Annotated in this window: 5 protein-coding genes; 3 read left to right on the top strand and 2 right to left on the bottom strand. The window is 36.9% G+C overall.

Features of this window, described 5'->3' with window-relative positions; genetic code table 11:
• Nucleotides 1-6 precede the first annotated feature (6 nt).
• A complete protein-coding gene (uvrA, locus tag H6F45_RS19450) occupies nt 7-2,955 on the bottom strand; it encodes an excinuclease ABC subunit UvrA (protein ID WP_190348148.1) in 2,949 nt (982 codons plus the stop codon).
• Between the two features lie 261 nt (nt 2,956-3,216).
• Here uvrA and H6F45_RS19445 point away from each other — a divergent pair, with 261 nt between their 5' ends.
• The 3 genes from H6F45_RS19445 (at nt 3,217) to H6F45_RS19435 (ending at nt 7,252) form a co-directional block, all read left to right on the top strand.
• Nucleotides 3,217-4,605, top strand: a complete 1,389-nt coding sequence (locus H6F45_RS19445) for a UbiA family prenyltransferase (RefSeq protein ID WP_137667420.1) — start codon at nt 3,217-3,219, stop codon at nt 4,603-4,605.
• A gap of 1,101 nt (nt 4,606-5,706) precedes the next feature.
• On the top strand, nt 5,707-6,633 hold the full coding sequence (locus H6F45_RS19440) for a sugar ABC transporter permease (protein WP_096565733.1): 927 nt from the start codon (nt 5,707-5,709) through the stop codon (nt 6,631-6,633).
• 229 nt (nt 6,634-6,862) lie between these two features.
• Nucleotides 6,863-7,252: a hypothetical protein gene (locus H6F45_RS19435; protein ID WP_096565732.1), complete on the top strand. Its 390-nt coding sequence runs from the start codon at nt 6,863-6,865 to the stop codon at nt 7,250-7,252.
• A gap of 134 nt (nt 7,253-7,386) precedes the next feature.
• Here the strand turns inward: H6F45_RS19435 and H6F45_RS19430 are convergent, their stop codons facing one another.
• Nucleotides 7,387-12,924 (bottom strand): translocation/assembly module TamB domain-containing protein, encoded by a 5,538-nt coding sequence (locus tag H6F45_RS19430; protein WP_190348127.1) that lies wholly within the window; start codon nt 12,922-12,924, stop codon nt 7,387-7,389.
• Between the last annotated feature and the right edge of the window lie 240 nt (nt 12,925-13,164).

Here is a 13,164-nt window from a genome sequence, read left to right as displayed (position 1 = left end):
GAGACGTTAAAGAGGGTTTTGGGGTGGATATTGTTTTAATACTTGTTGCAGATATTTTCCTGTGTAGGAACGTTGATTTTTTGCAACTTCTTCTGGTGTTCCCGCAACAATAATTTCTCCTCCTTTGTCTCCTCCTTCTGGTCCTAAGTCTATTACCCAATCTGCACAACGGATAACGTCTAAATTATGTTCAATGACTAAAATCGAATTTCCTTTATCCACCAATCTTTGCAAAACATCTAATAATTTATGAACGTCGTAAAAAGACAACCCGGTTGTTGGTTCATCTATTAAATATAATGTTTTCCCGGTTGCACGTCGAGATAATTCTGTTGCTAGTTTGACTCTTTGCGCTTCTCCTCCTGATAATGTGGTGGCTGGTTGTCCTAATTGTACATATCCTAATCCTACATCTACTAATGTTTGTAATCTGGTGACTGCTTTGGGAATGTTTTCACAAAATGCTAATGCTTCTTCTACTGTCATGTTTAAAACGTCAGAGATTGATTTTTCTTTGTATTTAACTTGTAGGGTTTCTCTGTTATATCTTGCTCCTTTACAAACTTCGCATTGTACATAAACGTCTGGTAAAAAGTTCATTTCTATGACGTTTACTCCTTGTCCGCTACAAGCTTCACATCTGCCACCTTTGACATTGAAGGAAAATTGTCCTGGTTTATATCCTCTGGTTTTGGCTTCGATGGTTTGGGAAAATACTTCTCTAATAACATCAAAAACTCCTGTGTAAGTTGCAGGGTTTGATCTGGGTGTTCTGCCTATGGGTGATTGATCTATAACTATGGCTTTATCTACACAGTTTAATCCTTTAATTTCTTCTATTTCTTTTGGTAAGGGTACTCTTTTTAAAAGATGATGTTGTAAAGCTGGATAAAGTAATTCATTGATTAAAGTTGATTTTCCTGAACCAGAAACTCCAGTAACAGCCACCAGTTTTCCTAAGGGAATTTCTACATCTATGTTTTTTAAGTTGTTACGATGGGCGTTTTTAATTCTTAAACTTCTACCGTTTCCTTCTCTTCTTGTTCCAGGGGTATGAATTACTCTTTTTCCTGATAGGTAAGCACCTGTTAAAGAAGCTTCCGCATTTAACAAGTCTTCTATATTTCCCTGAGCAATAATATTTCCCCCATGAATACCCGCACCAGGTCCAATATCAACTATATGATCTGCTTCCCGAATAGTTTCTTCATCGTGTTCGACAACTATTAATGTGTTTCCTAAGTCTCGTAATTTGGTTAAAGTTTTTAACAAACGTCCGTTATCTCTTTGATGCAAACCGATACTTGGTTCATCCAAAACATACAGAACACCTGTTAAACCAGAACCGATTTGTGTTGCTAATCTAATTCTTTGTGCTTCTCCTCCTGATAATGTCATTGCCGGACGATCTAAGGTTAAATAATCCAAACCAACATCTAATAAAAATTGTAATCTAGCTTTAACTTCCCGTAAAACTAAATCAGCAATTTGCATTTGTCGGGGGCTTAATTTTAAATGTTCTACCCTTTCCCGACATTCCCGAATTGACACACTCGTTAAATCTAAAATTCCATATTGTCCTAATTTCACAGCTAAAGCTTCCGGCTTTAATCTTTTCCCCCCACAAACTTCACAAGGTTGATCTATTAAATATTCTTCTAATTTCTGCTTAACTAATTCTGTTCCTCCCTCATATTGCCGTTGCAAAATGGGAATTACACCTTTAAAACTCTGCTTTCTCTGTGTCTCTGTGGTTCGTTTTTCCTCTCCATGTAAAACAATTTGTTGCTGTTCCCTGGTTAAATTCTTCCATTGAGTTTGTAACTCAAATCCATAATCTAAACCCAGTGTATATAATAGCTCTAAATAATAGGAATTTTCCTTTTCTGACCAAGGTGCGATCGCTGCATAAATCGGTGCTTCGGGATTAGGTATCAACAATTCTTCAGAAAACCTTCTTAAAGTGCCAATTCCATGACAGTGAGAACAAGCACCATAGGGAGAATTAAAAGAAAACAAACGTGGTGATAATTCTTCCATTACCGCACCATGTTCTGGACAAGCAAAGTTTTCTGAAAATACCATTTCTGATGGTAATTTTTGTTCCGAAATACCTTGACTTTCCCCCCCATTTATTATATACTTACTATGTTGTCGCTCCTGCGCTGACTTATCTGATGTATCATTTAATACTTGAATTATAGCTATTCCGTTAGATTGCTTAAGGCAGGTGGTGAGAGAATCGACTAGACGCTCCTGTATATCGTCTTTTTTTACGAGCCTGTCAATAACCAGTTCTATATTATGTGTAATATTTTTATCCAATTCAATGGAATCTGAGAGTTCCAAGACCTCTCCATTGACCCTGATCCGAACAAAACCTTGAGCGGCTAAACTAGAAATTAGTTTGCGGTGAGTTCCCTTTTTTCCTCTGACGACTGGTGCAAGAATTTGAAAACGGGTGCGGTCAGGAAGTGCAAGGATGCGATCGCACATCTCATCAATGGTTTGGGGGGAAATAGAGCGATCGCAATGGGGACAATGGGGTTCACCAGCACGGCCATAAAGCAACCGCAGATAATCATAAATTTCCGTGACAGTTCCCACTGTAGAACGGGGGTTGTGGGAAGTTGATTTTTGGTCAATGGAAATGGCAGGACTTAAACCCTCGATAGATTCCACATCGGGTTTATCCAACTGACCCAAAAATTGCCGAGCATAAGCGCTCAGAGATTCCACATAACGCCGTTGACCTTCTGCAAAAATCGTATCAAACGCCAAAGAAGACTTACCCGAACCAGAAACACCAGTAAACACAATTAACTGATCGCGGGGTAATTCCAAATCAATATTTTTGAGATTGTGCTGCCTAGCGCCCCGAATGCGAATAGTATTTTGGTTGTTTTGGGGATAGGGGAGGCGATCGCTCAAATTTGTTGCTAGGTGTTCTGACATATTGACAGAGGGAAGGTTACACAGTGAAACAGTCCTTAATAATAACGTAATTTTCTGATCTTTGAGATTTTCCCTCGTTTCTGCCTTTGTGTCCTTTGCATCCTTTTGTCTTGCCATAACGACAATTTTTAACGCCGACCTATTTAGGGGATGCTGAATAAACCAAAAAGCCTCACAATATTTTCCTAGTATTTTTGCAGAAACTTTTGGAAAGTATATCTGTCACGCTGTTTAAATATCTGAAAACCTACATACTTACCCATGTCTGCTATTGCTCAAGGTATTCCCGGACTACCAGATTTAACACATCCTGATGAATTAATCAAGTTTGGTACCCAACTACTTCAAGGTTCACTATTGTTTGTATTTTTAATTGTAGCCTTGGGAGTGGCGATCGCTCTCATCAGTTTTTCTCTGAGACGCAACACCAGCGAACAAGCTGTTTTCTTTGGTGAATGGTCAATTCGTTATTCCCAACTTCTCAAAGGACTACAACATTTAGCCTTGATTTTAATTTTAGTAGTTACGGGATTTTTCCTCACTTCTACTTTAAGCAACCGTTACCATCATTGGGAACAAGCAAAAGTAGCACAAGTAGCGGAAAGTGTAGCAGGTGATAAATTAGAACAAATTGCGCCCCAAGTGCGTTACATTATCGAAGAACCTTATAGCTATACTACTCAAGTTAACGGCAAAATAGTCAAGGTGACAGATAAACAAAAAGTTACTCGCTATTTAAACTTAGCAGGTTCAAATATTCAAGTTAAAATTGACCAAAGTGTGAACGTGCAAAATCGCAGTGCCATTTATAATACAGATTACACTGCTGATTATAAAATTGTCAATTCACTAAGTGATGTTAATAGTTTTTTCTTTGAAGCACCACCACCCTACGGTTATTCCTTACTTTCTAGTTATAAAGTAGAAAAAGATGGAACAAGATTAAAACAAATAAACCCTGGTGATTATGGTTTTCCCTTTCGCTTAGAACCAGGACAAGAAACCACAATTAAAGTTAGCTATCAAGCGCAAGGTGGACCCCGTTGGGTTTATAATGCCACAAATCAATTACTTTCTCAATTTCGCCTCACAACAATTGCTAATTTTAGAAATGCTGATTTTGCTAGTGGGATAGTTCCTCATGAAATTAAAAATGATGGTGACAGTACCCAATTTACTTGGATATTTGATGAAAATGTTTCTGTAAGAAATCCCTTTGGTGTATTTACTGCCACCAAACCAATAGGAAAAACTGGGATTATACCCCGGTTATTACTGTTAGCACCAGCCTTATTTTTGTGGTGGATATTGCTTTTATATTTGTCCCTACCCATGAGTTTAAAAAATTTGGCGATCGCTGCGGGTATTTTCTTTGCTTGCTTATTAACTTTAACCTATATGGCGCGGGTAATGAATGCAGAAATAGCTTGGTTAATGATTTCATTAATCTTACTTGGTTTCATCTATGGTTTAGGTGCAAATCGTCACGCTGCTTTAGCCGCCATTATTTGTACTATTGCTGGAGCAATCTTACCAGTATTTGCATTATTAATTCCCTTTAGTGGTTTAACCTTGAGTTTGGCAGGTTTGTTATCAGTCGGGTGGTTAGCAATACATCATTGGTATAGACAATTGATAATTGATAATTGATAATTGACAACTATCAAATTCAAGGTTTAAAACCTTAAATTTGCAGGAGAAAAAAAAGAAAAAATTTTCTATTAGCCAATTCTCTCACTTTCTCCTGAAAGATAATTGTCAATTGTCAATTGTCCATTTTTGAAAAAAAAATCAGTACACCAGTACGCCGACATCAATAGACATCTGGTAGTAATTAAATTTGCATAAGCACCAAACCTTTGTAGGGACAATTCATGAATTTTACCTACGATAATTTTCACCAGAGGTATGATCAAATCGGATCTCTATATATTTATGGCATTTTGGCAGATATTTGCAGTGTTGCATTGCTATCCTAGATGCGCGAATGTCTTTGTGCGATAATTCCGACTTGCAGAATCCCTCGGTGTATAACCGGGGGTCTTTTTTTTGGTATCAGTTTCCACCACTATTGAAAATTGACCACAAAACTGCACTCCTAACTTCTAAATTATCATCATCATACTTCATTCGACGTAGAAAGCATAAATCAAAACCCTTTCCTTTCGATAGAGTGCATAGGTTTGTGAGCAAGATAAATTGATATCAAGACTAGTCCACATTCCAATGTCTTTGATTCTATCCTCTGGTGACTGACCTTCGCTGGAGGTGATTTTTTGTAAGAAGTCAGGAGTCAGGAGTCAGGAGTCAGGAGTCAGGATATTAAAAATAAATTTCTTCCCTGTTCCCTGTTCCCTATTCCCTATTCCCTGATTTACAGCTATGAAAAAGCGCCAGGGAAAGCGGATTAAAATCTGGCGCATAGATTCCATCAGTTGTGTACGTGTTATAAACAAAGTGTAGATAACAGTAACAAAATCCAAGGTTCTTGATCTTTAAGAAACTTTTTGTTAGTTACGTTATCAGTACCACTAAAATTTTACTACCAAAAAAACAACAGTTTTTCTAACAGTTTCAGTGGCACACCAGTTTGTATTAGAATCATAGTCCATTTATTCAATCTTCATAATTAACTTATTACTTCTTAATATCAGCTATCAGCTATCATTTACCAGCTATCAGTTGACAGTTAGCCGTTTTCAATGTTCACTGTTAACAGTTGACTGTAAACTGTTCCCTGATTAATATATGATGAATAAATTAACACCTAAAAACTGGATAATTATTCAACAGAGACTAACACCTTATCTATTTTTATTACCAGCTTTAGTTTTATTAAGCTTAACTGTTTTTTGGCCTGCGCTGCAAGCATTTTACCTCAGCTTTACCAGCTATCAAGATATTGGAGAAGCGCCTAAATTTATCGGTTTTGACAACTTTCTGCGTTTATGGAAAGATGTTGTTTTTTGGAAAACCTTAGAAAACACCTTTCTCTATCTTGTTGGAGTTGTGCCAATTTTGGTAATTACTCCCTTGATTTTAGCGATTTTAGTAAATCAAAAATTGCGGGGTATGAATTGGTTTAGAACTGCATATTATACACCTGTAGTCATTTCAATGGTTGTTGCAGGTATAGCTTGGAAATGGTTGTATGCAGAAAACGGTTTATTAAATCAATTCTTGAAAACTTTAGGTATATTTCCCGAAGGAATTCCTTGGTTAACAAGTCCAGAGAAAATATTAGGAATTGTCCCCATTTCTTTAGCTAGTGTAATGGCTGTAACTATTTGGAAAGGATTAGGATATTACATGGTAATTTATTTAGCGGGATTGCAATCTATTCCTGCTGATGTTTATGAAGCAGCAGCAATTGATGGTTCAGATGGTATTCGCAAACATTTAGATATTACCATTCCTTTAATGCAGCCTTATTTAGCTTTAGTAGCGGTAATTTCGGCGATTTCTGCCACTAAAGTCTTTGAAGAAGTTTATATTATGACAGGAGGCGGACCCCTGAATAGTTCTAAAACAATTGTTTACTATTTATATGAACAGGCATTTAGTAATTTAGAATTTACCTATGCTTGTACAATGGGCTTGGTGTTATTTTTAATCATTTTAGGATTATCACTTTTGCGATTAGCAATTAATCAGCAAGATGGTAATTTGGGTGTGTAATTAGGGGTTGCTGAAAATTTTCAGCAAACCTTAATTATTTCGGCACAGACCAAGAACGAACTTGACCTAAAGTTACAGGAATTCTGTCACTAACATCAATAGTAAACAGAAAAACTCTCTTCCCTCTATGGTATTATTTACTGGAATTTTCTGGCTGTATTCTGGATTCTGCGTTTTGCGTTCTGTATTCTTACTTGTCAGACTCAAACATCAATATTAATTACTAACCATGAAAACCTTAATTTCTTCTTTAGTCGTTTTAGGAATTGGTGCAACAGTGTTAGTGTCTAATCAGAGTATTGCCCAATCATCTAAAATTGAAGAATTTGTTGCTAGGGGTACAGAACCATTTTGGAGTGTGACTGTTGGTAAACGGGGAATTATTTATAGTTCTCCAGAAATTAAACAGCAAATCTTCCGTTATACAGCACCATTAACAGCCCAAGGAAGACCAAATGATTTAGTTAGAGTATACCGCTTTAGAGGTCGGGAAAACAATATGTTAATTCTGCGAAAAGTTAATACTTGTAGTGATGGGATGTCAGATCAAAAATACCCGTATTCAGCTATTTTGATGTTAGGAAATAGGGTTTTAGAAGGTTGTGCTGAGAAAAAATAATATCATTTATTTGGTAATTGGTAATTGGTAATTGGTAATTGGTAATTGGTAATTGGTAATTGGTAATTGGGAAAAATAAAATGATTACCTAGTCCCTAGTCCCTAGTCCCTAGTCCCCAGTCCCCAGTCCCCAGTTAAAATCTTCTTTCAAACTCAATAATTGCCCGACTATCATCAGTTAAATTTGTGGAAGCACGAACACGAAAATCATCATTAATTCTGTAATTAATACCCCATTGAAAGGGGTCACTAGCGGTTAAAATTTTGATCGTAGAAAAGGAAAATTTGCTAGAAATATCCACACCTGCTTCTAATGCTAATTCTATAGTCGAGTTGCTTTTACCTGCTTCGGGTTTATCAGAAAGAATGGTAGGAAATATCCGCAGTTCACTTAAACCAAAAGCATCTCCAATTTGGCTAAATGCAGCTTGAAAGTTATTGAAAACAGCCGAACCAGCAATATTAATTAAACCCAATGTTGTGTCACCACGTCCTTGGGTGTCTACAAACCCACCTCCTAACAAAGTGACAATTTCTGTTTGTGAACGTGAGGGACTACTTTTTAATTCTAAATTCTCATTTAGTTGACTAGCAAGACCTTTAACTATTGCTTCGACGCGGACGGTTTCTAATTCTGATAACCCTGTAGAAACTTGTCTGCTGAGATCAATTGTTTGGATTCCATCTAACACTTTAGCAAACAGTTTAATATCTAACTCAGGATCACGAGGATCAGAAGTTTTAAAAGTTGCAGTATGTTTATAGTTACGAGCTAAATTGAATTGGGTAGTAAATAAATTTACGCCACCTTTGGTTAATCTGATAGTTCCTGCGGGTATAGGATTATTTAAAGTACCACTTACATTTAAATCACCAGTTGCTAGGAAGTTAAAAACAGGTGGACGAGCTATTTCTACACTTTTTCCTAGCTTGATTTGCAAATTATTTAATCTGGTTATTCCGCTTTCAAGATCACTAGTTTTGTTTTGCTTGTTAGCGGCGATGATTGATAAATCAGAACCTGTTTGAGATAAGGTTTGTGTATCAGATTCTGTTAGTAAAACTTGACCATTAGATAATTCTATCTCACCACCAATTGCTGGTTGTAATACTGAACCTGTAATTTCTAAATTACCACTTGCACCACCTTGATATAATCCCTTGAGATTTAATACTAATTGTTCTAGTTTCACACTCAAGGGTTTATCTATTTGGATGTTTTGACTGTTGAAAATTGGTATTTCTCCTGTGGCTTCTATTTTACCATTGCTAAACTGCCCTTTGAGGTTTTCTACTAATACTTTATTAAAATCAAATTCGGCTTTTCCAGACACATTATTTAGTTTACCTTGTAAAGCTTGGGCTGCAAATGTGGCGTTATTAAGAGAGGCAGTACCTTTAACTAATGGTTGTTGTCTAGTTCCTCTGACAGCTAAATCTACTTCTCCTTCACCGTTCTCAAAAGCTATTTGATCGGTGAACAGATTTAATAATCCTAAACCTTCATCTTTGACTTTGACATCTAGGGTAATTTGATTGTTGTCTGGTGTTACTGATGCAAATGGTAATTTATAGGGAATATCACCAGTAATGTTAACTGGTTCGTTTCCTACTGCTATGACTTGACTGCCAAATTTCAAACGTCCATCAGCATAACTAAAACCTGCGTTGGCTGACTGTATTGGTTTTTGATTGAGTGTTCCTTCTGTGATTTTTAATTGTCCTCTAGCTTGGGGGTTGGCTATACTACCAGCTATAGCAGCATCAATGTTAAGATTACCGCTAATTCCTACGGGGATTTTGACAAAGTTATTTAATAGTTGAATCGGGAATTTTTCGACTGTTAATTTTCCTGATTGTTCTTCACCACCAACATTACCAGTAAAGGCTATGAGTCTATCTTTAGCTGCGATGCGTAAAGGTTGTAACCGCAAAACACCTTTTTCAAAACTACCTTCAGCAATGACTTTGTCGGCACGATAAAACCGATTAGGTTCTGTTTCTCTACCCCAAGTAAAGTTTTGTCCTTGTAAGTTAAATTGTGCTGTTGGTCCGTTTTTTGTAGCGGTGTTGATGGCAATTTCTCCGTTGAAAGTTCCCTTTAAGTCTTTTAAATATGGTATTGGTTTTGATTCTAGCCGTTTTTGTTCTTCCGCAACTAGAAGTGCTTCAATTTCTGCTAAACGTTGAATTTGATTAAATAAAGGTTGATTTGGTAAACCTCGCGGGTTGGTGGTTAAATCTGCTGCTGTACCGTAGGTGGGAGGTGTTAAACCTCTTTGTAAATCTTGAATTTCAAATATTTGGGCAACGGTGAGTAAATCTTGAATTTTGCCTTGGTTGATGTTAATTTTGGCTTGTACTTGGGGACCTTGAGGAGTTTGTTTGAGGTTAGCGTCAAACAGGTAGCGACTTTGATCGTTGATAAATTCGCTGTTTGTTAAGGTGGCTAAATTATTGTTGTATTGAAATTCGGTGGTGAAGCGATCGCCTTTAATTCTACCAAGTTGCGGTTTGGCGATCGCAATATTTCCCCGCGTTGCTAATGTTTTTTGATTTATTTGCAAATCTCCCGTTAACAAACCAGCTAATGCACTTTGTCCCAAAATCGGATTATTAGGTAAGTTTAAATTTAAGTTTAAATTTAACACTTGTAAGGGGAAATTATTAACTTTAACTGCCCAATTTTCGCCTTGAGATTGACCTGTAGCTGATGCTTGTTGCCACTGTACTAAAAAGGCGCTAGGTTGATTATTGGCATTTAATTTAGCTGCTAGTCTGTCTCTTTTACCAGCAACATCTAAACTTAAACCCCTTCCTTGCACTAAATTAATGTTACCAGTTAATAATGGTTCAAAGGCAAACTTTTGTATTTTGCTTTGCACTTGCAAATTTTGCAAACCCAAAGATCCAATAACATTCGGTGCTGTGATTTTCCCGGTAATTTGTCCTTTAAAATCTGCTTTTCCAGCTACATTGATCGCATTAGGTAATTGCAAAGGCAATTGTTTAAGGTCATAATTTTGCGTTTGAACATTGAGGTTTAATTGGGTAATTTTTGGTATACCTACTTGTTTAGCATCGGCTAAAATATAACCACTGGCGTTTAAATTTGGAGTTCTTGCTTGGGGAATAGTTAATTGTTGACCATTCCAAGAAACTACAGCATTTAAAGGAGAATTAATTCCCGGAATACCTCGACTAAATTGCACTTGACCAGTAGCACGAATATCAGCTAATTTCGCAGACCCAATAATACCAGCAACTTTTAACTGACCTGCAAATTTACCTGATAATTGTTGATTTAAACGTTTTAATTGTACACCAGAACTATTAACTAATGCTTGGTAACGACCATTAGCAAGTTGAATATTAGACGCTGTAACTGTTCCCCCGGCAAGATTTAACTTTGCTTGACCATTTGCTTGAATAGTTTCAGGTTGAAAAGATGCAACATTACCAGCAACATTAAACTCACCAACTAATGCACCTTGTATTTGAGGTGGAACATTTGCTAATCTCTGCACAGGTACATTTTCTACTGCAACTTGCGCCTTGTAGCGACCATTACTAACTTGAATATTTTTAGCTGTAATTGTGCCATCATTAACTTTTAAACTGCCTTCACCAATAGCACCGAAATTATTGAAGTTGAAATTTTCGGTATTACCTGCAATAGTAAATTTCCCGGCGATGGGATTATTGAAAATGGGGGGAGATTGTTTTAAGATTGTTCCCAAGCGTACATCTTGAGCTATCAAATCAGCAATAAAGTTTTTATCTTCTAACTGAAAACGAGAAATGGCAATTTTACCGCCAGCAATATTAATCTTGGCATCTTCTGGACGAATATTAGTAATTTTAAAGTTTTCAGAATTTCCTGAAATGATTAATTTACCGTTAAATGCTGCGTTATTTAAAGAGATATTTTCTAATTGTTCTTCTTTGAGAAATGGTGTTAATTTCACACCTGAAGCTTGAGCGACAGCTTGCCAACTTTGAGGATTATAATTACCATAAACCCGGATTATATTCCCAGCAATATTAACAGCAACATTACGAAAATCAACTGTACGATTTGAGTTAATAATTGTTTCACCAGTAGCAGCATAGGTGGCTTGGGGAGCTTGCCATTTTACAAAAGTTTGAATATTGTTAGCTGTACCAATGAGGTTAGCTGTAGCTGAAACAGTGCCAATTTTGAATGTAGAGTTAATATGATCATTATAAAGTTTAGCGATCGCATCCCCTGGAACATTTTTAGCAGTTAAGTTCACATTGATTTGCGGTACTTTCCCCAGGGCAATTTTTCCCGCCCCGCTAACTTCACCCCCTAATGTAGTTTTGCCTTGAATATCTTTGAGAGTCAGCAGAGCATCACGAGTTGAAAGCTCAAATTTACTACTAACTTTCTCAAAATCAACTTGATCAATTTTGGCAGTTTTGATATTAGCCACAGTTCCTGAAAGCACAGGTTCTTCAATATTTCCTAATATCTGTAAATCGGCTTTTACTACCCCACTCACAGGGAAAGGTGATTTAATTTCGAGAGTTTCTAGGGCATTTGACACACTTACAGCATTGACACGCCCTGATAAATTAAAGCCTTTTTCTCGGTCAATCAAACCTTTAGCAGTAAGGGGAATTTTCCCATAATTACTAACTACATTATCTAACTCTATAGCTAATCCTTGAAACTTGACATTTCCCTGAGTATTGCTTAATAGTTGTGGGACTTGGGGAATTTGTAGAGTTACCCCTTGTAAAGCAGCAGTACCATCTAATAAAGTTTGTTGATTTGGTATTAATTGAATTTGTAAATCACCATTTACCCGACCAGCTTGTAAATTTATTGGTAATTGAATCAAACGAGTAATATCTGCGGCTAATAAATCTTGCGTTTTTACCTTTAAATTACCTTCTAAATTTGCCTGGGCGCGGAGATTTCCTTGCAGGAAAATATTACCACCGTTCTCTGGTTTTCCGGCTACGTCAAATTTAATCAGTCGGTTATTTTCTATCAGTTGGGCAGTTCCGTATAGTCCTGAAAATGTTACAGGTATTGGGGACTGGGAACTGGGGACTGGGAAATTGATATTTTTCCTTTGTTTCTCTGCTGCTTCTGCTTTACCTGTTGCCTGGGTTTTCTGGTTTCCTACTAATATTAACTTGGCGTTGCGAACGCGCAGTTTATCTAAATCAGTTTTAATAAGTCCTGGTTTTTCTAGTGGGGCGATAGTGGTAGTGATCCAGCGTCCTTGGTTATCCTGTTGAATATAAATATCTGGGTTAATTAAAGTAACATCTAATTTTAATTGACGATTAACAACTAACTGCCAAGGATCAAAACCCACATCTACCGCTTCTATTGTCACCCGATCTGTATCCGTGGGTGTGGGGGGGATAGCTGAAGCAGCAAACCTAACTCCTGTGAGGGAAAATTCTTTTACTTCTCCCAATTCAACTGGACGGTTGAGGATATTGGTAAGATTTTGTTGTGCTAGGGGTGCTAACTCTGTTTGGATAAAATTTCTTAAACGCCAAATACCACCGATGATTACAATTAGCAAAAATGCGCCTAACGCCATGCTACCACGACTCAATATGATCAACCATAAGCGTTTGCGGCTTGCGGTTGGGGTTTCTTGATCTTTTTTGGAAGTGTTAGACATGGGTTTGCACTATGGAAATTGCCGGAGTTAGTGGTCAAACATCCTCTTATAATTAGCACAATATTTAGCTGTGCCACTGGTAGGGTTAGTAGCTAGTTACTGTTTTCTTAACCAATACTAACAAATACTCACATTTACTGAAAATTTCCTGTCATCTTTTGCTTTGTGACAGAATTACAGTAAAATCACTGTATGCTACTAGGATTCAAAACCCAACTCAAAGTTAACAAGCAACAACGA

This window comes from Sphaerospermopsis sp. FACHB-1194, from assembly GCF_014696235.1.
In the GTDB taxonomy this organism is placed as follows: Bacteria; Cyanobacteriota; Cyanobacteriia; order Cyanobacteriales; family Nostocaceae; genus Sphaerospermopsis; species Sphaerospermopsis kisseleviana.
Note: the sequence above shows the minus strand (reverse complement) of the source record. Positions and strands in the feature narration are given on the sequence as shown.